Genomic DNA, 24,262 nt, shown 5'->3' on the forward strand with positions numbered 1-24,262 from the left:
ACTGGCGCACAGCTTAAAATTGATGATTTGCTTTCCGATCCTTTTGGACAAGGAGAAAAGTCTGTTTCCGGCATGGAGAAAGAACACCGCGGGCAGCAAGTAAATCTGGTTGATACGTTATCCGAAGAAAAACGCCGGCAGGCATTCCAACTGGCCGAACAGATCGATCCAAAACAACATGACAGCATGACTCTGTATGGAACGCAAGCTCAATCCAAACTCTTGAATTTTTCACACGAGATGCTTGAGCACGTCCAAAAAAAAGATATTGGTGAAATTGGGCAGGTCTTAAGCGACCTAATGAAAAAGCTTGAACAGGTCAGCCCTGATGAATTGAAAACTGAAAAAAGGAACTTTTTTTCCCGTTTTTTCGGAAGAGTATCCCATTCTGTTCAAGAAGTCTTATCAAGGTATCAAAAAACCGGCGCCCAAATAGACAGAATCAGCGTAAAACTTGAGCATTCCAAAAGCACGCTGATCAATGATAATAAGATGCTCGAACGGCTGTATGAAAAAAATAAAGAATATTATGAAGCGCTGAATGTCTATATTGCAGCCGGTCAGCTGAAGCTTGAAGAATTAAAACATCAAACCATACCCGAATTAAAAGAGAAATCGAAAACAGAACATCATCATATGGCCGTTCAGGATGTAAATGATATGATTCAGTTTGCCGACCGGCTGGAAAAGCGGGTTTATGATTTAACATTGAGCAGACAAATTACACTGCAGAGCGCCCCGCAAATCCGTTTGATCCAACACACAAATCAAGTGCTGGCGGAAAAGATCCAATCATCGATTATGACAGCAATTCCTCTTTGGAAAAATCAGGTTGCTATTGCGCTTACTCTATTGAGGCAGCGCCGAGCCGTAGAAGCTCAAAAAAAGGTTTCAGCCACAACAAACGAACTGCTCTTGAAAAATGCCGAGATGCTGAAGGCCAACACGATCGAAACTGCCAAGGAAAATGAGCGCGGCTTTATCGATATCGAAACATTGAAACAAGTGCAGGACAATCTGATCGGAACGCTTGAGGAGACGCTTAAAATTCAAGAAGAAGGCCGTTCAAAGCGCCTTCAGGCAGAAGAAGAAATAAGGGCAATGGAAGATGGTCTCAAGGCTAAGCTGCTGGACATGAAAGAAAACCAAAACCGTTTATCATAAGCAAGATAAACATTTACCAAAACGTCCGCCCTTTATGTAATCCGCCTTGAAGGGTATAATAAATGCAGAATGTCATACCGTCACCCGGGAGCACGAGGGTGACGAAGAAAATAGAGAAGATGACTAAAGGATCGGTTATATGAAGACACCTTTATATACAGCATTGGTGAACCATGCTGAAGGACATCATTATTCTTTTCACGTTCCGGGACATCACAATGGAGATGTCTTTTTTGATGAAGCGAAAATCTTTTTCGAAACGATTCTCAAAGTTGATCTAACTGAACTGACGGGTCTGGATGATTTGCATGAGCCATCAGGCGTCATCAAAGAAGCGCAGGATTTAGTTTCGCGGCTTTATGGCGCGGAAGAAAGTTTTTTTCTCGTCAATGGTTCGACCGTCGGGAATCTGGCGATGATCATGGCTGTTTGTCAGCCGGGTGACACGATACTTGTTCAGCGGAACTGCCATAAGTCTGTATTTCATGCGATTGAACTTTCAGGCGCCCATCCGGTTTTTTTGACGCCGGAAATTGATGAGGCGATGGCCGTTCCCACACATATATTGTACGAAACGGCAAAAGATGCAATTTCACAATATCCGCACGCTAAAGGAATCGTGCTGACATATCCCAATTACTACGGACATGCTGTTGATCTGAAGCCGATCATAGAAGAGGCCCATCAACACGACATTCCCGTTCTAGTCGACGAGGCTCACGGCGCCCATTTTGTGCTGGGCCATCCATTTCCCCAGTCGTCGCTGAAAGCGGGCGCCGATGTTGTCGTTCAGTCTGCGCACAAAACGCTCCCGGCGATGACAATGGGATCTTATCTGCATATTAACAGCCGCAGGATGAACAGGGACAGACTGGCATACTATCTCTCTGTACTTCAAAGCAGCAGTCCTTCTTATCCAATCATGGCATCTTTGGATATAGCCAGGGCATACGCCGAAGATATCTTGAAAACAAATCGAACAGCCGATATTGAGAAAGAGCTCCTCAACATGAGAGAAGCCTTTTCTCAAATAAACGGAGCCGAGATCGTCGAGCCGGCTGATGCCGGTATCCAGCAAGATCCGCTTAAGCTGTCTGTCAGATCAGCGTATGGCCACTCCGGTTTTGAACTGAAATCCATATTTGAAGCAAACGGCATCCATCCTGAATTGGCAGATGAAAGGCAAGTCCTGTTGATCCTGCCGCTTGAAGGAAAAAACAAGCCTGCGCCGGAACTGATCAGCACAATCAGCAAAGAAATCAGAGATACAGCTGTTCAACACGATTATCCTGCCGGAATCGGAATCCCTTCTGAAAAAGTCACAGCTTTGCCTTACCGGAAAAGCAAGTTGTCAGCCTTCAAAAAAGAATCGGTTCCTTTTACGGAAGCCGCGGGCAGAATAAGCGCGGAACCGGTCATACCGTACCCTCCGGGTATACCGTTGATTATGGCGGGTGAGAGAATAACAAAAGGGACGATCAGCCGGCTGACGCGGCTCGTCGATCTGAATGTACACATTCAGGGCAGCAATCAGCTCAAACAAAAGCAATTAACTGTATATATAGAAGAGGAGAAATCATGAACGGATTATTTATTACTTTTGAAGGGCCTGAAGGTGCGGGGAAAACGACAATCCTTCAGGCTGCGGCAGACCAATTGACGAAAAACGGCTATTCTGTTCTCGCGACAAGAGAACCGGGCGGCATTGAAATATCTGAACGAATTCGCGAGGTTATTTTAAATCCAAGTCATACGGCTATGGATCCAAAAACCGAAGCCTTATTATATGCAGCCGCAAGAAGGCAGCATCTTGTCGAAAAAGTAAAACCGGCGCTTGAAGAAGGAAAAATCGTCTTATGCGACCGGTTCATCGACAGTTCACTTGCTTATCAGGGGTATGCCAGGGGACTCGGCATTGATGAAGTATTTTCTGTTAATCAATTTGCGATCGGCAATATGATGCCTAATATGACGATTTATTTCGACATCGACCCGGAAGAGGGAATGAAGCGGATCAATATAAATCATGCCAGAGAGAAGAACCGGCTTGATCTGGAAAAACTCCATTTTCATCAACTTGTTCAAAAAGGCTATAAAGAAGTTATGAACCGGTTTCCCGGCCGATTTCGGATCGTGGATGCCAGTCAGAATGTTGAACATGTGTTAAAAAGGGTAAATAACATCATTAAGGAAGCATTAAAAGAAAATCAGTTGTGACCTGTTTACCATTCATTGTTATAATGGTAGCAAGAGTATCCTTAAGTGTTTCCATCCAAAAGGGGGCTTTTCATATGAAGTTAATTATCGCTGTTGTTCAAGACCAAGACAGCAATAGGCTTTTAAAGGCTTTAACCGATCACAATTTTCGCGTGACTAAACTGGCGTCAACCGGCGGCTTTTTGAAATCGGGAAACACAACCTTCATGTTGGGTGTAGATGATATTCGAGTAGACAAAGCTTTAAGCTTGATAAAAGAAAACGGAAGCAAGCGCGATCAGCTGATTGCCCCTGTTTCTCCAATGGGCGGAAATGCCGATTCATATGTTCCTTATCCCGTTGAAGTTGAAGTGGGCGGAGCAACCGTTTTTGTACTGCCGATCGAGCAATTCCATCAATTTTAAGGGTTGAGGATATGAAAATAAGTCAAGAACTGCGTACAATGATAGAGAAACAGCAGACTCCGCCTGCAAGAGGAGAAAACGTTTCTGCTTCATTTAAAGAGAAGATGAATATACAAAGCGGCAAGCTACGAGTTGAACAGTTGACAATGCTTTTAACAGATATTGAAGCGTTCGGAAAACGCTTATCAAAGTCGAGGAACTTCAAGGATTTGGCCAGATTCAAAGGCTTGATCAAACGATTTGTAAAAGAGACCGTTGAAAACGGGCTGACGGTGGAGAATTCAAGAAGCTTCGATCTGTACGGAAACAGCCGGACATTGAGCATTGTAAAAGAACTGGACGAAAAGCTTGTGCAATTAACAGAGGACCTGATGGACCAAGAAAAATCTTCTATCGAACTTTTAGAACAGATTGGCGAAATCAAGGGTTTACTGATAAACCTTTACACATAGAGAGTGATGGTATGGCTACAACCTGGACAGAAATGCAGAAGCTTCAGCCACGGGTCATGAAGCTTTTGCAAAATAGTATAGAAAGAAACCGGCTTGCCCATGCCTATTTATTTGAAGGGCGCAAAGGGACGGGCAAATTAGACGCGGCAACCCTTCTGGCAAAAAGCTTTTTTTGCCTTGAAGACGGAGCGGAGCCATGTGAGTCGTGCCGGAACTGCCAGCGGATTGAATCAGGAAACCATCCGGACGTTCACGTCGTGCATCCGGACGGACTTTCGATTAAAAAGGGACAAATTCAGGCGCTTCAGGAAGAGTTTTCAAAGACCGGTTTGGAATCGCATAAAAAGCTGTACATTATCTCCCATGCCGATCAAATGACGGTCAATGCGGCGAACAGCCTTCTGAAGTTTTTAGAGGAGCCGAGCAGCGATACAATCGCTGTTCTTTTAACGGAACAGCCGCAAAAATTGCTCGATACGATCATATCGAGATGCCAAGTTTTATCCTTTCAGTCGTTGCAGCCCGAATCAATTGAAAAGGAACTGATCAAACAAGAGGTCTCACCGAATATTGCTGCCCTTTTGTCGAATATGACAAACAATTTATCGGAAGCGCTCGAATTGAGTCGAAATGATCAGTTTGCAGAGTCGCGAGCGAAAGTGATAAAATTGTATGAAGTCTTACACCAGCGAAAAGGACATGCTTTTTTCTATATTCAAGATCAGTGGATGCCCTTTTTCAAGGAGAAAGACCACCAAGAAATGGGTCTTGATATGCTTTTATTTATATATCGCGACGTGTTGTCCATTCAGTTGGGACATGAAGATAAAATACTATTTCAGGACTTATTCCAATCATTAAAACAGCATGCGCTGCAAACAACACAACAAAGAGTGACAAACCAGATACTTGCTGTTTTAGAAGCAAAAAAACGGCTTTATTCCAATGTGAATGCTCAAGGATTAATGGAGCACTTGGTTTTAATGCTGCAGGAGGGATAAGCTTGTACAACGTTATTGGTGTCCGTTTTAAAAAAGCGGGCAAAATATATTATTTCGATCCGAACGGATTTCAGATAGATAAAGACAGCTGTGTGATCGTCGAAACGGTTCGCGGTGTTGAATACGGGCAGGTTGTCATCGCCAACAAGAAAGTAGACGAGAACGATGTCGTGCTGCCTTTAAGAAAAGTGATCAGAGTTGCGGATGAGCGCGACCGCCTGATCGTTGAAGAGAATCAAGAAGCTGCGCTGTCCGCCTTTGATGTCTGCCAGAAAAAGGTTAACGAGCACGGCCTTGAGATGAAGCTGGTCGATGTGGAATTCACTTTTGACCGCAACAAAGTCATTTTTTATTTTACGGCTGACGGAAGAGTCGATTTTAGAGAACTCGTCAAAGATTTGGCGTCAATCTTTAAAACGAGAATCGAACTGAGGCAAATCGGCGTCAGGGATGAAGCGAAGATGCTGGGCGGCATCGGACCGTGCGGAAGAATGCTTTGCTGTTCCACATTTTTAGGTGATTTTGAGCCCGTGTCTATTAAAATGGCAAAGGATCAAAATCTGTCGCTGAATCCGACGAAGATTTCCGGACTATGCGGACGGCTGATGTGCTGTCTGAAATATGAAAACGATGAATACGAAACAGCAAAAGAACAGCTTCCGGATATTGGGGAAGTGATCGCCACGTCCAACGGCCCGGCAAAAGTCGTCGGCTTGAATATTCTTGAACGCATTCTCCAAGTTGAACTGACAGACTGTGACAAAGTCGTTGAATATACGTGGGATGAGCTGTTGCAAGAAGGTGTCGTATCTGCACAAACCACAGATTAACGAGGTGTGAAACCTTGGATAAAAAAGAATTGTTTGATACAGTGATAAGTTTAGAAGAACAAATCGGGTCCCTTTACCGCCAGCTTGGAGATCTCAAGCAGCATATCGGGGAAATGATTGAAGAAAACAATCATTTACAGCTTGAAAACGAGCATTTGCGCAAGAGGCTGGAGGAAACGGATCAAAGGCTAAAAAACGCAAAATCCGATGAAAAAGAGATAAAAGCAGAAAAGACAGGGCATGCTGATATTGGAGAAGGCCATGATAATTTGGCGCGCCTGTATCAGGAGGGTTTCCATATTTGCAACATCCATTACGGAAGTGTTCGCAAAGAAGGAGACTGCCTGTTCTGCCTCTCGTTCTTAAATAAAAAATAAGAAAGGCTTCCGGCGGAACGGAAGCCTTTTTAACGGTACAATGTGTTTAGGAAAGGGAAAAGACATGATTCAATTAAAAGACGATGAACGACTGGATTATTTACTTGCAGAAGATATGAAAATCGTGCAAAGCCCGACAGTTTTTGCGTTTTCCTTAGACGCCGTTCTGCTGTCGAAATTTGCATATGTTCCGATACAAAAAGGAAACATCATTGATCTGTGCACAGGGAACGGGATTGTTCCGCTGCTTCTCAGCACCCGCACAAAAGCCGCCATCACCGGGGTGGAAATTCAGGAAAGGCTGTATGACATGGCTCTCCGCAGCGTGGAATACAATAACCTACAAAAACAGATTCATCTCATCAGGGACGACTTGAACAATATGCCGCAGGTGCTCGGATATAATAAAGCTGATGTCGTCACATGCAATCCTCCTTATTTCAAGACGCCGCAAAAAACGGAGCAAAACTTAAATGAACATCTGGCCATTGCCAGACATGAAATTTACTGCACGCTTGAAGACGTCGTTCGCGTCAGCAGCAAGCTGTTAAAGCAGGGCGGCAAACTCGCTCTCGTTCACCGGCCGGGGAGGCTGCTCGAAATCTTTGAATTGATGAAGGCCTTCCAAATCGAGCCGAAGCGCGTCCAGTTTGTTTACCCGAAAAAAAGTAAAGAGGCCAACACCATTTTAGTGGAAGGAATAAAAGACGGCCGGCCTGACCTGAAAATTCTGCCTCCTTTATTCGTATATGATGAACAAGATCAATATACACCTGAAATAAGGAAGATTTTATATGGAGACGAGTAGCCATTATTTTTACGTGCTTTCGTGCCGGGACGGTAGCTTGTACGCCGGCTATACAAACAATATCGAGAAGCGCCTGAAAACCCATAATGACGGGAAAGGCGCGAAGTATACGAGGGCAAGGCTGCCGGTAAAACTCCATTATGCAGAGTGCTTTTCAACAAAGCGAGAGGCGATGCAGGCCGAATACTATTTTAAAAAATTATCGAGAAAGAACAAAGAACGTTATATAGAAGAAAAAAGACGGGAGGGTGTTGATTATCAACCGGCAAAAGAGCTTTGACCAAAAATCAGACATGGGCATGTTATATCTCGTTCCGACACCCATCGGCAATTTGGAGGATATGACATTTCGAGCGGTTTCTGTGTTGAAAGAGGCGGACATTATCGCTGCGGAGGATACGAGGCAGACGAAGAAATTGTGCCATGTATACGAAATCGAGACACAGCTTGTCAGCTACCATGAACACAATAAAGAAAGCAGCGGACACAAAATTTTGGAATGGCTGAAAGAAGGTAAAAATGTCGCGCTGGTCAGTGACGCCGGAATGCCGACAATATCTGACCCCGGGGCTGAAATCGTCCGCGATTTTATTGAAATGGGCGGCTATGTCGTGCCTTTGCCCGGTGCAAATGCCGCTTTGACCGCACTGATAGCCTCAGGCATTGCGCCGCAGCCGTTTTTCTTTTTCGGTTTTTTGGACCGTAACAAACGGGAAAGGAAAAAACAGCTCGAGGCTTTGAAAAACAGACAGGAGACGATGATTTTTTACGAGTCCCCGCATCGGCTGAAAGAAACCTTGTCAGCCATCAGAGAGGTATTCGGCAACCGGCAAATCGCATTGACAAGGGAACTCACGAAAAAATTTGAAGAGTTTATCAGAGGTTCGATCGAAGAAGCGCTCAAATGGGCTGAACAGGAACAGGTGCGCGGAGAGTTTTGCCTTGTGATCGAGGGAAGCCGTGAAGAAACGATCGAAGAATCGTTCTGGTGGGAGAACCTTTCAGAAAAAGAACATGTCGAGCATTATATCAGCGAAGGATACCATTCAAAAGAAGCCATTAAAAAAACCGCGGTAGACCGCGGCGTTCCGAAACGGAAAATTTATGACGCTTATCATATTCAAAACTAAAAAAACCGCCCTTGCTTCGGCAAGAGCGGTTTTTGTATAATCAAAATAATTATTTTTGAGATTGAAGTTGTGCTTGAATTTCGTTAATGATTTGCTCAGCGCCTTCAGGGCTAAGAACCAATTTACCGCCTGCAAGTTTAAGGTTGTCATCAGAAACTTCACCTGTAACTTGGCAAGTCATGTTTGGTTTATATTTTTTCAAGATGATTTTTTCGTCATCTACATAGATTTCAAGAGCGTCTTTTTCCGCGATTCCAAGCGTACGGCGAAGTTCGATCGGAATCACCACGCGTCCTAGCTCATCAACTTTACGTACAATACCTGTAGATTTCATATTCATTCTCCTCCCGAAAGATTGTTATTTTTATAGGTGTTTATTATCTTCGTCATTATTCGACAAAATCCTTACAGTCCTAGCATAACAAGGTTTCCAATAAACGTCAATCATTTTCTTTTCTATTGTTTGTAAAAATTAGATCATATAGTCAAAAGACCTTGGAAGAACTGATGTAACAAGGGAAATGAAGATGATAAAACAGTAGGATCAATCAAAAAAAAGCCCTTAAATCAAGACTTTCGAACTAAGGTTTTTCCTCATATCGATTATATACGACATTATTCGACAATGAAAGCATTTTTTTGTCGAAGTATAATATTTCTTTCTGTTAAAAAATTTGTAATCGACCGTATTCATGATGGATCGACAATGTATATTTTCTTGAACTTGAAGGCTAAGATGGTATCATATAAAGAGGGATTATATATTGAGTATATACTGAATGAATACACATGCCGCTCTCGTCCTTTGGGCGGGAGTTTTTTGACATTTTAATTGGGAGGTTCCATCATGCCGCAAGAAAAAAATACGTTTTACATTACTACACCCATTTATTACCCAAGTGGAAAGCTACATATTGGACATGCCTACACAACCGTTGCCGGTGATGCGATGGCTCGGTATAAAAGACTGAGAGGCTTTGATGTCAGGTACTTAACAGGTACAGATGAGCACGGACAAAAAATCCAGCAAACGGCGGAGAAGGAAAATATTACTCCGCAGGAATTGGTCGATCGTGCGGCAGAAGACATTCAGCAGCTTTGGAAAAAGCTCGACATATCCAATGACGATTTCATACGGACGACAGAGGAACGTCATAAAAACGTGATCGAAAAGGTTTTTCAGAAGCTGCTTGACAATGGTGATATATATCTTGATGAATATGAAGGCTGGTACAGCATACCTGACGAAACGTTTTACACCGAAACCCAGCTCGTTGATGTTGAGCGAAACGAAAAAGGCGAGGTAATCGGAGGAAAAAGTCCTGACAGCGGCCATCCCGTTGAGTTAATCAAAGAGGAATCTTACTTCTTCCGCATGGGAAAATATGCGGACCGGCTGCTCGCTTTCTATGAAGAAAATCCTGAATTCATTCAGCCTGAATCCCGCAAAAATGAAATGATCAACAACTTTATTAAACCGGGTCTTGAGGATTTGGCTGTTTCCCGGACGACGTTCGACTGGGGAATAAAAGTGCCCGGCAACCCGAAGCATGTCATCTATGTTTGGATAGACGCGCTGTTTAATTACATTACGGCACTTGGCTTTAATACGGCAAACGATGAAAATTATCAAAAATATTGGCCGGCAGACGTTCATCTTGTCGGTAAAGAGATCGTCCGTTTCCATACCATTTACTGGCCGATTATGCTGATGGCATTGGACCTTCCGCTGCCGAAAAAAGTTTTTGCCCACGGATGGCTGCTGATGAAAGACGGAAAAATGTCTAAATCAAAAGGAAATGTGGTCGATCCAGTCACATTAATCGACAAATACGGACTTGATGCATTGCGTTATTATCTTCTCCGCGAAGTGCCGTTCGGTTCTGACGGCGTATTTACACCGGAAGGATTTGTCGAGCGGATTAACTATGATTTAGCGAATGATTTAGGCAACCTGTTAAACAGAACGGTCGCCATGGTCAACAAATACTTTGACGGCCGGGTTCAGTCATACGAAGGCCCGGTTACCGCTTTTGACGAACAGTTGTCATCATTCTCACAAAAGACAATTGAAGCGTACGAACAGGCGATCGAAAATATGGAGTTTTCTGTAGCGCTTTCTTCATTGTGGCAGTTTGTCAGCAGAACGAATAAATACATTGACGAGACAGCCCCATGGGTACTGGCAAAAGATAAGGACAAAGAAAAAGATCTTCAATCGGTCATGTACCATTTGGCAGAGTCGTTGCGCATCACTGCTGTATTGCTGCAGCCGTTCTTAACGCAGACGCCTGAAAAGATTTTTGCACAGCTCGGTGTTACGGATGCGTCATTGAAAACCTGGGACAGCATTAAAAGCTTCGGCCAGCTGAAATCGGTCAAAGTACAAAAAGGAGAACCGTTGTTCCCGCGTCTTGAAGCGGAAGATGAAGTCGCTTATATCAAATCAAAAATGCAGGGAACGGCTCCAAAAGAAGAACCGAAACAAGAGGAAAAAGCAACTGAAAGGCTTCCGGAAATCACGATAGACCATTTTATGAGCACGGAGCTGAGAGTGGCTGAAGTCATCCATGCCGAACCCGTCAAAAAAGCGGACCGTCTGTTAAAGCTTCAGCTTGATTTGGGCTTTGAAAAACGCCAGGTCGTTTCAGGAATTGCCAAGCACTACAAACCTGAAGAGCTTGTCGGCCGGAAAGTCATTTGTGTAACAAACTTAAAACCGGTCAAACTAAGAGGAGAACTTTCTCAAGGCATGATATTGGCTGGAGAAGACAACGGCGTTCTGTCGCTTGCAGCGGTAGACAGTTCATTATCAAACGGAACGCGAATCAAATAAATGTTGGCAAAGGGTGTTCCACGTGTAACATTTCGTCGAACACCTTTTGTTTTTCGACAATATCTAAAAAAGGTGGCATTTTGATGTTATTTGATACACATGCACATTTAAATGCCGAGCAATTTAATGAGGATTTGGAAGAAGTCATTGCTCGGGCAAAGGAAGAAAAAGTGGAGCACATTGTTGTTGTGGGGTTCGATCGTCCGACGATTAAGCGCGCAATGGAATTGATTGAAGCATACGATTTTATTTATGCTGCCATCGGGTGGCATCCGGTTGATGCAATTGATATGACCGATGAAGATTTGGCTTGGATCAAAGACCTCTCTGCCCATGAAAAAGTTGTGGCGATCGGTGAAATGGGACTTGATTATCATTGGGATAAGTCGCCGAAGGACGTTCAAAAAGAGGTGTTCAGAAAACAGATTGCTTTGGCAAAAGAAGTCGGCTTGCCAATCGTGATTCACAACCGTGATGCAACAGAGGATGTCGTTTCTATTTTGCGGGAAGAAGGGGCCGAGGAAGTCGGCGGGATCATGCACTGTTATACCGGAAGCGCCGAAATTGCACAAGAGTGCATAAATATGAATTTCTACCTATCTTTCGGCGGTCCCGTCACATTTAAAAATGCCAAAAAGCCGAAGGAAGTGGTCAAACAAATACCAAATGACCGACTTTTAATTGAGACGGACTGCCCGTATTTAACGCCGCATCCATACAGAGGAAAGCGGAATGAACCAAGCTATGTGAAGCTTATCGCCGAACAGATTGCTGAATTGAAAGGGATGACTTATGAAGAAGTAGCGGCCGTCACCACAGAAAATGCAAAAAAACTTTTCGGCATCAGCTGACACGATTTGATATCGAGCCTTGTTCAAGCTTGTCTCTTCGGGGGACGGTTCTAAAAAGTTCTACATGTCTGTTTGCACTCATAGGATATCTTTGTCGACAAGTCTTTCTTTCTTTTATGAGGTGGTTTTCCCATAATAAAAGAGATGGCGGGCTTGCGGAGAAATAGAGAGGAGGGTTGACAGGCTTGTAGATACTCTATATAATCTCCCCGAGGAGAAGGAGGCGTTTTTCATCATACAAAAAATGAAAAAGCTGTTTTCCGTAAAGCTTAGCAAAAGCAGATGGATACTGATTGCTGCTGGACTGCTTGTCGCAGGAAGCGGAACTGCTTACGGAGCACATGAGCTCGCTAAACAGCAAGTCACCATTTCGATAAACGGGAAAAAGCAGGATGTTCGCACGAATGCGGAAACCGTAGGTGAACTGCTGAAAAGCTTAGACATCGAGACGAGGAAAGAAGATCACATCTCTCCCGCTGAAGATACAAAATTAACGGCGAACACGAATGTTGAGTATGTTGCCGCAAAACCTGTTCATTTCGCGGTCGACGGACAGGAAAAAGAAATCTGGACAACAGCGGGTACTGTCGGCAAACTGCTGAAAGATTTAAATCTAGAGTTGGCGGAACACGATCAAATTGAACCCTCAGTTGATAAAGAAATAACAAAAGACATGAAGCTGACTTTGCAAAGGGCTTTTAAAGTAACCGTAAAGGATGCCGGTAAAGATAAAGATATATGGACGACTTCGACTACGGTCGCTGACTTTTTAAAACATCATAAGATCAGCATAAAAGGCGATGATGAAGTTAAGCCTGCGCTTGATAAAAAGCTGACAAAAGATCAGGCGATTCACATTACTCGTATCAAAAAAGTCACCGATGTAGTGGAAGAGAACATCCCTTTTGAAGTCCGCAAAAAAGAGGACGATTCACTTGAAAAAGGGAAAGAAAAAGTTGTACGGGACGGTAAACATGGCAAGCTTAAAAAGCACTATGCCGTTGTTATGAAAAACGGCAAGGAAGTTTCCAGAGAACTGGTTAAAGAGGAAACAGCCGCTGAAAGCAAAGCCAAAATCATTGCTGTCGGTACAAAGCAAGCCGCAGTGGCTACAGTCAGCGCGAATGTATCGCGCGGAAATCAATCCTCAGGAAAAGAATTTTATGTATCCTCTACAGCTTATACGGCAAGCTGCAACGGATGCTCTGGCCACACTGCGACCGGCGTTAACTTGAAAAATAATCCGGGTGCTAAAGTGATCGCTGTCGATCCGAGCGTCATTCCGCTGGGTTCTAAAGTACATGTAGAAGGATATGGCTACGCGGTTGCAGCCGATACAGGCTCAGCCATCAAAGGCCGTAAAATCGATGTATTCTTTCCGAGTAAGTCTACAGCTTACCGCTGGGGTAACAAAAGAGTTAAAATCAAGGTGTTGAACTAAATATCATTTATTACGCTTCTTATATAAGCAGAGGGATTTTGCGCCCTCTGTTTTTTTGGTTATAATAGATCCATCTTGTTTTCTAATTAATTAGACGGTTTTATTACAAAAAGGTTTCAATAATTTTAAAAATGTAATAAAAGGTTTTTCACTATACGGAGGAAGAAATGAAGATTAAAGAAATCATTGTTGTCGAAGGCCGTGATGACACAGCAAAAATCAAATCGGCTGTTGATGCTGATACGATTGAAACGAACGGATCTGCCATAGGGGAAGACGTCATCAAACGGATTCGGCTTGCCCAGGAAACGCGCGGGGTCATTATTTTAACCGATCCTGATTTCCCGGGGGAAAAAATCAGAAAAACGATTGCAGAAAAAGTCCCCGGCTGCAAGCATGCATTTTTACCCAAGCATTTGGCAAAGCCTAAAAATAAGCGCGGAATCGGTGTTGAACATGCTTCGCTTGAGGCAATCCGCGAATGCTTAAAAACCGTTCAGGAGGAAATGGAGGCGACGGAACCTGAGATTGAGGCTCGGGATTTAATCGAAGCCGGCCTGATCGGGGGCCCTCTGGCAAAACAAAGGCGGGAGCGGCTCGGCGAGATATTGAATATCGGCTATACAAATGGGAAACAGCTTCAAAAGCGGCTGCAAATGTTTCAGATCAAAAAGAGTGATTATTTAAGCGCACTGGATGTTGTGCTGCGGGAGGAAGAGCATGAATAAAGATATCGCCACCCCAATTAGAACTAAGGAAATTCTCAATAAATACGGATTTTCATTCAAAAAAAGCCTGGGGCAGAACTTCTTGATTGATACGAACATATTGGACAGAATTGTCGACCATGCGGGAGTGACGGAGCGTACCGGCGTGATTGAAATCGGTCCGGGGATCGGGGCATTGACCGAGCAGCTGGCAAAGCGTGCGAAGAAAGTGACGGCCTTCGAAATCGACCAAAGGCTCCTGCCGATTTTAAAAGATACGCTTTCTCCGTATGATAATGTGACTGTCATTCACCAGGATGTCCTGAAAGCCGATGTCCGGGCGGTAATGGACGAGCAGTTTCAAGACTGCGATGAGGTGATGGTTGTCGCCAACCTCCCGTATTACGTCACGACTCCGATCATCATGAAGCTTTTAGAAGAAAATCTGCCGCTGAAAGGGATCGTCGTCATGCTTCAAAAAGAGGTAGCGGACCGAATGGCTGCGAAACCTTCTACAAAGGAATACGGGTCCCTTTCCATCGCGGTTCAGTTTTATACCGAAGCCAAAACGGTCATGAATGTGCCAAAGACTGTATTTGTCCCTCAGCCTAACGTGGATTCCGCGGTCATCAGGCTGACGCTGAGGGGAGAACCGGCTGTCGCGGTTCAAGATGAAGCCTTTTTCTTTCAAGTCGTAAAATCCAGCTTTGCACAGCGCCGAAAAACGCTTTTCAACAACCTCGTTAACAACCTGCCGAATGGCAAAGAGAATAAATCAAAAATTGAAAGAGCGCTTCAGGATTCACAAATCGACGGAAAACGACGCGGAGAATCGCTGAGCATTGAAGAGTTCGCCGTCTTATCTGACCGCTTGAGAGCAGTCCTTCTTTAATGGAGGGCTTTTTTTATTTGAAGCCGGGCTTTAAGCCTGATCAGGCTTGTCATCCGTTCACCACTTGAAGGGCGGGCACATAGGCTAAAGAAGCACCTTTACTTTTCATTGCTTTATATTCATCAGGATGGGGCTTAGTCTATGTGTGGAGTGAAAAGCATGCAATTTAAAATAGGCGATATGGTCGTCAGAAAATCTTATCGAAGAGATATCTTATTTCGAATTATACGAATTGATCAATCGGCAAATGGAGAACCTGTGGCCGTTTTGCACGGAGATGAGGTCAGATTAATCGCTGACGCATATTTAACGGACCTGGAGATGGTCCGCGAGGCTGAGCGGCAGATGAGAAAGCGGGAAGAAGAATCGAGAATGAAGGAATCCCTCGATCTTCTCCGCCAGGATTACAAACTCCTTCACAATAAACATGAGTATCGCGCCACAAACCAATATAACAATCAACAGCAGTACTTTCATATGCCTGGAAGAGTCCTTCATTTAGACGGGGATTCGGCTTATTTAAAAAAATGTCTGGCGCTCTATGAAAAGATCGGGGTTCCTGTATACGGCATTCATTGTTATGAAAAGAAAATGTCATCGGTCATCGAGGAACTGATCGATGAGTACCGCCCGGATCTTCTCGTCATCACCGGACACGATGCCTATTCTAAGCAGAAGGGTGATATTAACAATCTGGATGCCTACAGGCATTCAAAAGATTTTATCGAAACCGTTCAAAAAGCGAGAAAAAAAATTCCCCATCTTGATCAGCTTGTCATTTTTGCAGGCGCATGCCAGTCCCATTTTGAATCACTGATCAGAGCCGGTGCAAATTTTGCAAGCTCTCCGTCAAGAGTCAACATCCATGCGCTTGATCCGGTCTATATAGTCGCAAAAATCAGCTTCACTCCGTTTATGGACCGCATTAACGTCTGGGAAGTGCTCAGAAACACCCTGACGAGGGAAAAGGGACTCGGAGGCATTGAGACGCGAGGCGTATTGAGAATCGGAATGCCATATAAAACAAAAGAAAACGATTAAACGAGCCCGCCGGATGGCGGGTTTTTGCCATACAGCCGAATGTTTTTATCTTTTTTTAAAAAAACATACATAATGAAACGAAAAATGAGGAAAATAAGGGAAAGTCGGCGTATAATTTGTCACAAATATTTTATTGACAGAGGCTTATGAACGTTGATATAATTTAAATTTTATTTGACAAAAATGGGCTTCTGGTGTATACTGAATATAGTGAGGTGGATGCAATGGCGAAAACGTTGTCCGATATTAAAAGATCGCTTGATGGACATTTGGGAAAAAGGCTGACGTTAAAAGCAAACGGTGGCCGCCGAAAAACGATTGAGCGTTCGGGCATTTTAGCTGAGACGTACCCTTCTGTTTTTGTGATACAACTAGACCAAGACGAGAATTCGTTTGAAAGAGTTTCATACAGTTATGCGGATATTCTTACTGAGACGGTTGAATTGAGATTTTCTGATGATAAAACCAGCTCAGTAGCCCTTTAATAAGCAGCGGACTTTATGTTTGCTGCTTTTTGTTTTGCCTTTTTTTATCCAGAATTTTTCGGGGAAGTTCTGCACAAATCGAGCAAAGCTAATACATGTCACTTGTTTTATGATGAGTCAGACGGATGGTATGATACTTGAAAGGGGCTGTTTCGCATGGGCAGACGTCGAAGCATCATGTCAGAGGAATTCAAAAATGAATTGGCTAAGGATCTTGGATTTTACGACACGGTAAAAACCGAGGGCTGGGGCGGAATTCGGGCCAGAGACGCCGGTAACATGGTGAAGAGGGCCATTGAATTAGCCGAACAGCATATGGCTCAAAACCAGCAAAATCATTAAAACAGTGACATACGGAGGGCGCTTCTGTCCTCCGTTTTTTTCATTGATCTGCATTCAGCCGATCAGGTGCTGCAAACGCCTTGAGGATTCGCTGAAGGGGGCAATCGCGATCTGCGGGAATGACCGCATGCTAAGAGCGCGGTGTCCTGCACGTGCGCATGCATTTGTACTTGTATGGAAAATGACCGCATGCTAAAGGCGCGGCGTCTTGCGCGGGCGCATGCATTTGTACGTCCTGTACTTCAAAATATGTTACAATGTGGATACTTATGTTTAGATGGAGAAGTAGGTGAATGGATTGCGTATTTTAGAGAAGGCGCCGGCTAAAATTAATTTGTCGCTCGACGTTCGCCGCAAACGTCCAGATGGGTATCATGAAGTAGAGATGGTCATGACGACAATTGATTTGGCGGATCGGATTGAATTAACCGAGCTGGCAGAAGATAAAGTAACGGTTTCCTCGCATAACCGCTTTGTTCCCGACGATCAGCGAAACCTTGCTTATCAGGCTGCAATGCTCATGAAAGAACGATACGGCATTAAAAAAGGTGTTTCTATATTTATTACGAAAGTGATTCCCGTTGCTGCGGGGCTTGCGGGAGGAAGCAGCGATGCGGCTGCCGTCTTCAGAGGGCTGAACCGGCTGTGGGATTTGAAGCTTTCGATGAATGAACTGGCTGAGCTTGGCGCTGAGATCGGATCTGATGTCTCCTTTTGCGTACATGGAGGAACGGCTCTTGCAACGGGAAGAGGAGAGAAAATCCGTCATATCGAGACTCCGCCGCACTGCTGGGTTGTGCTGGCAAAGCCGACGATCGGCGTATCAACTGCAGAAGTGTACAAGCAGCTGAAAGTCGATGAGATTGAACATCCGGATGTTCAAGGTATGATTTCTGCGATCGAAGAGAAGAATTTTCAAAAAATGTGTGACAAACTCGGCAATGTTCTCGAATCTGTTACATTGAATATGCATCCCGAAGTCGCGATGATCAAAAATCAAATGAAGCGGTTTGGCGCCGATGCTGTGCTGATGAGCGGGAGCGGCCCCACTGTGTTCGGATTGGTTCAATACGAATCAAAAGTACAAAGAATCTATAACGGATTAAGAGGGTTTTGCGATCAGGTTTATGCGGTGCGGATGATCGGAGAACAAAATGAACTTGATTAAATCCGTATGTTAAGTTATATTATTTTTAAAAATATTCGGATTTTGGAGGTAAGTGCATGAAGTTTCGTCGAAGCGGCAGATTGGTGGATCTGACAAATTATTTGTTGACCCATCCGCATGTCTTAGTGCCATTAACCTTCTTTTCAGAACGGTATCAATCTGCTAAATCATCCATTAGTGAAGATTTAACCATTATTAAGCAGACCTTCGAGCAGCAGGGGATCGGGACGCTTCAGACCGTGCCGGGAGCAGCAGGCGGCGTTAAATACATTCCAAAGGTAAAACGCGATGAAGCGGAGGAATTTGTAAAGTCGCTCGGTGAGTCATTGATCGATTCGGAACGGATATTGCCCGGCGGATATTTGTATTTAACCGATATCCTTGGCAAGCCCTCTGTATTAACGAAGGCCGGCAAGATTTTTGCTTCAGCTTTTTCAGACAGGGAGATCGATGTCGTGATGACGGTGGCGACAAAAGGAATTCCTCTGGCATATGCGGTAGCCAGCTACCTTGATGTGCCGACAGTGGTCGTCAGAAAAGACAATAAGGTAACTGAAGGTTCAACGGTCAGCATTAACTATGTGTCTGGATCTTCCAACCGCATTCAGACGATGTCTCTTGCAAAACGCAACTTGCAGACGGGCTCGCGCGTTTTGATTATAGACGACTTTATGAAAGCGGGAGGAACGATCAACGGTATGATCAATCTTCTCGAGGAATTCAATGCCCATGTAGCAGGCATCGGTGTTCTTGTGGAGGCTCAGGGAGTCAAGGAGCGGCTGGTCGATGAGTACATGTCCCTTTTGACTCTTTCTGAAATTGATATGAAGGAAAAAAAGGTGGAAATCCAAAACGGAAACTTTCAGCGTTTTTTTGCAGACAATGAATAGGAAATGGGGAGTTTGAGATGACAAAGGTTGTTCAGACAAAAGAAGCACCGGCGGCGATCGGACCGTATTCACAAGGAATTGTTGTCAATAATATGTTTTACAGTTCAGGGCAAATTCCACTGACCCCGTCGGGTGAAATGGTGACTGGAGACATCATAGAACAGACGCATCAAGTTTTCCGCAATTTAAAAGCCGTGCTGAAAGAAGCGAACGCCTCTCTGGAGACTGTCGTCAAAGCAACTGTGTTTTTGGCGGATATGAATCAGTTCGCAGAGGTGAATGAAGTTTACGGACAGTACTTCGATACCCACAAACCGGCGAGATCATGTGTTGAGGTGGCAAGGCTGCCGAAAGACGCGCTCGTTGAAATAGAAGTCGTCGCATTAGTAAAATAGAAAAAACTCCGAAAAGATGGTTTTGGTCTCCAAAATCATCTTTTTTGTTTGGAAAATTTGTCAATTCAGTGTTTTTTTATCCCAATATTACAAAAATATTTTTAATTATGCAGGAAAACAAAAAAAACCGTTGAATAGTTACACTAATGTTTTTATATTGGGAAAAGGTGGTGAACTACTGTGGAAGTTACCGACGTAAGATTACGCCGCGTGAATACCGATGGTCGCATGAGAGCGATTGCATCCATCACGCTGGATCACGAATTTGTAGTGCATGATATTCGTGTAATTGATGGAAACAATGGTCTTTTCGTTGCGATGCCAAGTAAGCGTACACCTGATGGAGAATTTCGTGATATCGCTCATCCAATCAACTCAAGCACCCGCGGAAAAATTCAGGACGCGGTGTTAAATGAATATCATCGTTTGGGTGACGTTGAGGAAATAGAATATGAAGAAGCTGGAGCTTCTTAAAAAAAGAAGGGCTTATGGATAAGCCCTTTTTGTTTTGAAAAAAATAATCTTATCATAATAAAATGACAATATATGGTTTGTGATTGCGTATAACAGAAACAGGAGGTAAAACATATGGCGGTTTGAGAATCCCATCCCGAAGGAATCAATTTGTCTCCCTGATCAGTGAATCCTAAATATACTCTGAATATCCAAAATATGCTGTCTTGATTTTCCGATTTCTCATTTTGGCTTGCTTGAAATCAACTCATATTTAGGATATATTTTTCTATGGATAATAGGGATAATGGAGGCCAATACATGGATAAGCGGTTTGCAGTTGTGTTAGCAGCTGGTCAAGGAACAAGAATGAAATCAAAGCTTTATAAAGTTCTTCATCCGGTTTGCGGAAAACCTATGGTCGAGCATGTTGTCGACGAAGCTCGCAAGCTATCATTAGAAAAACTTGTCACAATAGTTGGACATGGAGCCGAAGATGTCAAAAAACAGCTCGGGGAAAAAAGCGAATATGCCCTGCAGGCTGAACAGCTCGGAACAGCCCATGCCGTTAAGCAGGCCAAGTCGATTCTTGGAAGCGAAAAAGGAACGACTATCGTCATTTGCGGAGATACACCGCTTTTAACTGCCGAAACGATGGAAGCCATGCTCAATGAGCACCAGAAAAAAGCAGCAAAAGTGACGATTTTAACCGCTGTAGCGGAGGATCCGACAGGCTACGGACGCATTATTCGCAATGAAAACGGCGATGTTGCAAAAATTGTCGAACATAAAGATGCAACAGACGAGGAAAGACTTGTCAAAGAAATTAACACAGGAACTTATTGTTTTGACAACGAAGCTCTTTTTCAAACGATCGAGCAGGTTTCCAATGACAACGTACAAGGGGAATATTATCTTCCGGATGTCATTGAGATCTTGAAAAATCAAGGTGAAACTGTAGCCGCTTATCAGACTGGCAACTTCCAGGAAACGCTCGGAGTCAATGACAGAGTCGCCCTTTCACAAGCGGAAATTTATATGAAGCAGCGGATCAATAAACGCCACATGCGAAACGGCGTAAGCTTAATCGACCCTGACAACACATATATTTCACCGGAAGCCGTCATCGGCAGAGATACCGTGATTTATCCCGGCACCGTTATTAAAGGGCGGGTTGTCATCGGTGAGGACGCGGTCATCGGACAGAACAGCGAACTCGAAAACAGTACGATCGGCAGCAGAACGGTTATTAAGCAGTCCGTTGTCGTGAACAGTGAAGTCGGTGACGATGTTACAATTGGACCGTTTGCTCATATCAGACCCGATTCAAAGATCGGCAATGAGGTAAGGATCGGGAATTTCGTCGAAGTGAAAAAATCGGAATTTGGTGATCGCAGCAAAGCATCTCATTTAAGCTACATAGGGGACGCGGAAATCGGAACGGATGTCAATCTCGGCTGCGGGTCGATTACCGTAAATTATGATGGGAAACATAAGTTCAAAACGAAGATTGAAAATGGGGCATTTATCGGCTGCAACTCCAATTTGGTCGCTCCGGTGACAATCGGCGAAGGTGCATACGTAGCTGCGGGTTCAACGATTACCGACGATGTACCAGGCAAGGCTTTGTCTATTGCCAGAGCAAGACAAGTCAACAAAGAAGACTACGCTGAGAACATACACAAAAAATAATCCTAAATCGGAGGTTTACCATGTCTAAATATGAAGACGACAATTTAAAGATTTTTTCTTTAAACTCAAATCCGGGTCTTGCGAAGGAAATCGCAGATATCGTCGGAGTTGAGCTGGGAAAGAGTTCTGTTAAACGCTTTAGCGACGGTGAGGTTCAAATTAATATTGAAGAAAGCATCCGCGGCTGCGACTGCTATGTCATCCAATCGACAAGCGCACCGGTGAACGAGCATATTATGGAGCTTTTGATTATGGTGGATGCGCTGAAACGCGCATCGGCGAAAACGATTAATATCGTGATGCCTTACTACGGCTATGCCCGTCAGGACCGTAAAGCCCGTTCCCGTGAGCCGATCACAGCCAAACTGGTGGCAAACCTGCTGGAAACCGCCGGAGCTACCCGTGTGATTGCACTTGATCTTCACGCGCCGCAAATCCAAGGTTTCTTTGATATACCGATCGATCATTTAATGGGTGTTCCGATTTTAGGTAATTATTTTGAAGAGAAAAATTTCAAGGATGTCGTGATCGTGTCCCCTGACCACGGCGGTGTGACGCGTGCCCGCAAATTGGCGGACCGCTTGAAAGCGCCGATTGCGATTATCGATAAACGCCGACCTAAGCCGAATGTAGCCGAGGTTATGAATATCATCGGACATATTGAAGGGAAAACAGCCATTTTAATTGATGATATTATTGATACGGCAGGAACGATTACGCTTGCGGCTAATGCGCTCGTCGAAAGCGGCGCAGAGGAAGTGTATGCATGCTGTACACATCCGGTTCTTTCCGGTCCGGCGATCGAAAGAATCGACAATTCGAAAATTAAAGAGCTCGTTGTGACCAACAGCATTGAGCTTCCTGAAGAAAAGAAAATCGCGAAGTTCAAGCAGCTTTCTGTTGCACCGCTTCTGGCAGAAGCGATTATTCGTGTGCATGAAAAACAATCTGTCAGCTTCCTGTTCGATTAATTTGCTGATTCTGGTTTAAAGTTTTGTCGTTATGGGTATGGTTTTAGAAAGACCAATCTAACGATAGGATGGTGCTGAACATGGCAATTTTAAAAGCGGAAGAAAGAACGGATTCCAGACGGTCTTCTTTAAGAAAGATCCGGCAATCCGGGTATGTGCCGGGTGTCATTTACGGAAGAAACCTGGAAAACAAATCCGTTGCGTTAGACAGTATTGAGCTTTTAAAAATTTTGCGAGCTGAGGGCAAAAATACGATTATCAACTTGGATATAAACGGAGACCAGCACTCTGTTATGGTGACTGAGCTGCAGACGGATCCATTAAAAGATTCAATTGTACATGCCGATTTTAAAGTGGTTGATATGGAAGCGGAAATGGAGGCGACGGTTCCTGTAAACCTTACGGGTGAAGCAGAGGGGATTAAACAGGGCGGTGTTCTTCAGCAGCCGCTTTACGAGCTGTCTGTCACAGCGAAGCCGAAGAACATTCCGCAAACGATCGAGGTCGATATTTCCAGTCTCGAAGTCAACGATGTTCTAACCGTCGGCGATATTCCGTCTAAAGGCGATTATTCATACAACCATGAGCCTGATGAAGTTGTTGCATCCATTCTTCCTCCTCAAAAGCAGGAAGAAACGGAAGCCGAATCAGCCGCTCAAGACGTTGAGGAACCAGAAAAAGGCACTGAAGAGGAAAAAGAAGAATAAGTACGTAAGACGTAATCCTCCCGCGGTTACGTCTTTTGTGCTAGAATGAGGGGAAATTAGGATGCTCCCCCTCAGTATGCTGAGGCAGGGTTTTGCTTAAGGGAGGATATAGAATAATGCTTGTGTTTGCAGGATTGGGCAATCCGGGTAAAACATATGAAAATACGAGACATAATGTAGGATTTATGACGATCGATGAGCTTTCAAAAGAGTGGAACATTCCGCTTGATAAAACAAAGTTCAACGGTCAATACGGAATCGGATTTGTTTCCGGCAAAAAGGTTCTACTTGTTAAGCCGCTTACATATATGAATTTATCGGGAGAATGTTTGAGGCCGCTTTTGGACTATTATGAGATCCCTGTTGACAATTTGAAAGTGATTTACGATGACTTGGATCTTCCGACCGGAAGAATCCGTCTGAGGACGAAAGGAAGCGCAGGAGGCCATAACGGCATCAAATCGATGATTCAGCATCTGGGAACAACTGAGTTTAACCGGATCAGAATCGGAATCGGCCGTCCGGTCAACGGCATGAAAATCGTCGATTATGTGCTTGGCGCTTTTACAGATGAAGAAGAGCCGGCGATACAAGAGGCCGTCAGACAATCGGCCAAGGCCTGTGAAGCTTCTCTGGAAAAACCTTTTTTAGAAGTCATGAATGAATTTAATGCTAAGGTATAAGGCAGAAGGGAACGGAACATACTAGTTTTAAAAAGACTCGGTATGGAGGTTCCTTTATGGCTTTACATTATTATTGCCGGCATTGCGGCGTTAAAGTCGGAAGTCTTGATCATTCTTATGTAAACAGTGAACAGTTAGGCTTTAACCACTTAACAAACGATGAAAGAAACGATATGATTTCTTATATGGATAATGGGGATTTACACGTGAAGACGATATGTGAAGATTGTCAAGAAGCGCTTGAGCGAAACCCGGATTATCACCAATATCATTCGTTTATTCAATAAATAGCTTTGGTGTAGAGACTAGACCAAAGCATTTTTCT

General features: G+C 44.1%; 28 protein-coding genes and 1 pseudogene (1 of these 29 cut by a window edge). 28 read left to right on the forward strand and 1 reads right to left on the reverse strand.

All coding sequences use genetic code 11. The features are described 5' to 3' along the window. The 11 genes from CP943_RS00360 to rsmI form a co-directional block, all read left to right on the forward strand. A protein-coding gene (locus CP943_RS00360) for a toxic anion resistance protein (protein WP_105980621.1) crosses the window boundary here: on the forward strand, positions 1 to 1,164 show its 3' portion. It extends 30 nt beyond the left edge of the window; 1,164 of the gene's 1,194 nt are visible here — the last part of the coding sequence; its start codon lies beyond the left edge, outside the window; the stop codon is at positions 1,162 to 1,164. Between the two features lie 139 nt (positions 1,165 to 1,303). After that, a complete protein-coding gene (locus CP943_RS00365) occupies positions 1,304 to 2,746 on the forward strand; it encodes an aminotransferase class I/II-fold pyridoxal phosphate-dependent enzyme (protein WP_105980622.1) in 1,443 nt (480 codons plus the stop codon). Beyond that, positions 2,743 to 3,381: a dTMP kinase gene (tmk, locus tag CP943_RS00370; protein ID WP_026579005.1), complete on the forward strand. Its 639-nt coding sequence runs from the start codon at positions 2,743 to 2,745 to the stop codon at positions 3,379 to 3,381. The genes CP943_RS00365 and tmk overlap by 4 nt, the downstream gene beginning before the upstream one ends. A gap of 74 nt (positions 3,382 to 3,455) precedes the next feature. Further along, positions 3,456 to 3,785: a cyclic-di-AMP receptor gene (locus tag CP943_RS00375; protein ID WP_003178156.1), complete on the forward strand. Its 330-nt coding sequence runs from the start codon at positions 3,456 to 3,458 to the stop codon at positions 3,783 to 3,785. 11 nt (positions 3,786 to 3,796) lie between these two features. Then, positions 3,797 to 4,237: a YaaR family protein gene (locus CP943_RS00380; RefSeq protein WP_020449792.1), complete on the forward strand. Its 441-nt coding sequence runs from the start codon at positions 3,797 to 3,799 to the stop codon at positions 4,235 to 4,237. Positions 4,238 to 4,248: 11 nt separating this feature from the next. Beyond that, positions 4,249 to 5,238, forward strand: a complete 990-nt coding sequence (gene holB / locus CP943_RS00385; protein WP_020449793.1) for a DNA polymerase III subunit delta' — start codon at positions 4,249 to 4,251, stop codon at positions 5,236 to 5,238. Positions 5,239 to 5,240: 2 nt separating this feature from the next. Further along, positions 5,241 to 6,068, forward strand: coding sequence for a competence/sporulation regulator complex protein RicT (locus CP943_RS00390; RefSeq protein WP_020449794.1), 828 nt, complete (start codon positions 5,241 to 5,243; stop codon positions 6,066 to 6,068). Positions 6,069 to 6,082: 14 nt separating this feature from the next. Beyond that, entirely contained in the window at positions 6,083 to 6,445 is a 363-nt protein-coding gene (gene yabA, locus CP943_RS00395) for a DNA replication initiation control protein YabA (protein WP_020449795.1), read from the forward strand. Between the two features lie 64 nt (positions 6,446 to 6,509). Further along, positions 6,510 to 7,253: a tRNA1(Val) (adenine(37)-N6)-methyltransferase gene (locus CP943_RS00400; protein ID WP_020449796.1), complete on the forward strand. Its 744-nt coding sequence runs from the start codon at positions 6,510 to 6,512 to the stop codon at positions 7,251 to 7,253. Continuing rightward, a complete protein-coding gene (locus CP943_RS00405) occupies positions 7,240 to 7,533 on the forward strand; it encodes a GIY-YIG nuclease family protein (protein WP_020449797.1) in 294 nt (97 codons plus the stop codon). The genes CP943_RS00400 and CP943_RS00405 overlap by 14 nt, the downstream gene beginning before the upstream one ends. After that, positions 7,508 to 8,383 (forward strand): 16S rRNA (cytidine(1402)-2'-O)-methyltransferase, encoded by an 876-nt coding sequence (rsmI, locus tag CP943_RS00410; protein WP_026579003.1) that lies wholly within the window; start codon positions 7,508 to 7,510, stop codon positions 8,381 to 8,383. The genes CP943_RS00405 and rsmI overlap by 26 nt, the downstream gene beginning before the upstream one ends. Positions 8,384 to 8,432: 49 nt before the next feature. On the opposite strand, the gene CP943_RS00415 is transcribed toward rsmI, so the two are convergent. Then, on the reverse strand, positions 8,433 to 8,723 hold the full coding sequence (locus CP943_RS00415; RefSeq protein WP_085959887.1) for a transition state genes transcriptional regulator AbrB: 291 nt from the start codon (positions 8,721 to 8,723) through the stop codon (positions 8,433 to 8,435). A gap of 507 nt (positions 8,724 to 9,230) precedes the next feature. On the opposite strand from CP943_RS00415, the gene metG reads away from it, so the two are divergent. From metG to CP943_RS00500, 17 genes and pseudogenes are all read left to right on the forward strand, one after another. Beyond that, entirely contained in the window at positions 9,231 to 11,219 is a 1,989-nt protein-coding gene (gene metG, locus CP943_RS00420; protein WP_026579002.1) for a methionine--tRNA ligase, read from the forward strand. Positions 11,220 to 11,302: 83 nt separating this feature from the next. Then, positions 11,303 to 12,070, forward strand: coding sequence for a TatD family hydrolase (locus CP943_RS00425; RefSeq protein ID WP_026579001.1), 768 nt, complete (start codon positions 11,303 to 11,305; stop codon positions 12,068 to 12,070). A gap of 244 nt (positions 12,071 to 12,314) precedes the next feature. Next, positions 12,315 to 13,511, forward strand: coding sequence for a G5 and 3D domain-containing protein (locus CP943_RS00430; RefSeq protein ID WP_020449801.1), 1,197 nt, complete (start codon positions 12,315 to 12,317; stop codon positions 13,509 to 13,511). A gap of 167 nt (positions 13,512 to 13,678) precedes the next feature. Continuing rightward, positions 13,679 to 14,239 carry a ribonuclease M5 gene (gene rnmV, locus CP943_RS00435; RefSeq protein ID WP_020449802.1) on the forward strand — a complete coding sequence of 187 codons (561 nt, stop codon included), beginning with the start codon at positions 13,679 to 13,681 and terminating at the stop codon, positions 14,237 to 14,239. After that, positions 14,232 to 15,110: a 16S rRNA (adenine(1518)-N(6)/adenine(1519)-N(6))-dimethyltransferase RsmA gene (gene rsmA / locus CP943_RS00440; protein WP_020449803.1), complete on the forward strand. Its 879-nt coding sequence runs from the start codon at positions 14,232 to 14,234 to the stop codon at positions 15,108 to 15,110. Before rnmV ends, rsmA begins: the two co-directional genes overlap by 8 nt. A gap of 159 nt (positions 15,111 to 15,269) precedes the next feature. Continuing rightward, positions 15,270 to 16,151, forward strand: coding sequence for a sporulation peptidase YabG (yabG, locus tag CP943_RS00445; protein ID WP_023855980.1), 882 nt, complete (start codon positions 15,270 to 15,272; stop codon positions 16,149 to 16,151). A 224-nt stretch (positions 16,152 to 16,375) separates the two neighbouring features. Continuing rightward, the gene (gene veg, locus CP943_RS00450; protein ID WP_003178187.1) at positions 16,376 to 16,636 is read left to right on the forward strand and encodes a biofilm formation stimulator Veg; all 261 of its coding nucleotides are present in this window, start codon (positions 16,376 to 16,378) and stop codon (positions 16,634 to 16,636) included. Positions 16,637 to 16,792: 156 nt separating this feature from the next. After that, the gene (locus CP943_RS00455; protein ID WP_003178189.1) at positions 16,793 to 16,978 is read left to right on the forward strand and encodes a small, acid-soluble spore protein, alpha/beta type; all 186 of its coding nucleotides are present in this window, start codon (positions 16,793 to 16,795) and stop codon (positions 16,976 to 16,978) included. Positions 16,979 to 17,276: 298 nt separating this feature from the next. Beyond that, the gene (gene ispE / locus CP943_RS00460) at positions 17,277 to 18,146 is read left to right on the forward strand and encodes a 4-(cytidine 5'-diphospho)-2-C-methyl-D-erythritol kinase (protein ID WP_025809574.1); all 870 of its coding nucleotides are present in this window, start codon (positions 17,277 to 17,279) and stop codon (positions 18,144 to 18,146) included. A 56-nt stretch (positions 18,147 to 18,202) separates the two neighbouring features. After that, positions 18,203 to 19,056 (forward strand): annotated as a pseudogene (purR, locus tag CP943_RS00465) (pur operon repressor); the annotation flags it as partial. After that, complete coding sequence (gene ridA, locus CP943_RS00470; RefSeq protein WP_065643993.1) at positions 19,054 to 19,431, forward strand: 2-iminobutanoate/2-iminopropanoate deaminase; 378 nt, start codon at positions 19,054 to 19,056, stop codon at positions 19,429 to 19,431. The pseudogene purR and the gene ridA, both read left to right, overlap by 3 nt. Before the next feature lie 180 nt (positions 19,432 to 19,611). Beyond that, a complete protein-coding gene (gene spoVG, locus CP943_RS00475) occupies positions 19,612 to 19,905 on the forward strand; it encodes a septation regulator SpoVG (RefSeq protein ID WP_003178198.1) in 294 nt (97 codons plus the stop codon). Between the two features lie 300 nt (positions 19,906 to 20,205). Then, the gene (gene glmU / locus CP943_RS00480; RefSeq protein ID WP_105980623.1) at positions 20,206 to 21,576 is read left to right on the forward strand and encodes a bifunctional UDP-N-acetylglucosamine diphosphorylase/glucosamine-1-phosphate N-acetyltransferase GlmU; all 1,371 of its coding nucleotides are present in this window, start codon (positions 20,206 to 20,208) and stop codon (positions 21,574 to 21,576) included. Between the two features lie 20 nt (positions 21,577 to 21,596). Further along, a complete protein-coding gene (locus tag CP943_RS00485; protein ID WP_020449809.1) occupies positions 21,597 to 22,547 on the forward strand; it encodes a ribose-phosphate diphosphokinase in 951 nt (316 codons plus the stop codon). 80 nt (positions 22,548 to 22,627) lie between these two features. Continuing rightward, positions 22,628 to 23,254: a 50S ribosomal protein L25/general stress protein Ctc gene (locus CP943_RS00490; protein ID WP_020449810.1), complete on the forward strand. Its 627-nt coding sequence runs from the start codon at positions 22,628 to 22,630 to the stop codon at positions 23,252 to 23,254. A gap of 116 nt (positions 23,255 to 23,370) precedes the next feature. Continuing rightward, a complete protein-coding gene (pth, locus tag CP943_RS00495) occupies positions 23,371 to 23,937 on the forward strand; it encodes an aminoacyl-tRNA hydrolase (RefSeq protein ID WP_025809572.1) in 567 nt (188 codons plus the stop codon). A gap of 56 nt (positions 23,938 to 23,993) precedes the next feature. Beyond that, positions 23,994 to 24,224, forward strand: a complete 231-nt coding sequence (locus CP943_RS00500; protein ID WP_003178210.1) for an anti-sigma-F factor Fin — start codon at positions 23,994 to 23,996, stop codon at positions 24,222 to 24,224. Positions 24,225 to 24,262 lie beyond the last annotated feature (38 nt).

The sequence above is a fragment of the Bacillus paralicheniformis genome (assembly GCF_002993925.1).
Classification (GTDB): domain Bacteria; phylum Bacillota; class Bacilli; order Bacillales; family Bacillaceae; genus Bacillus; species Bacillus paralicheniformis.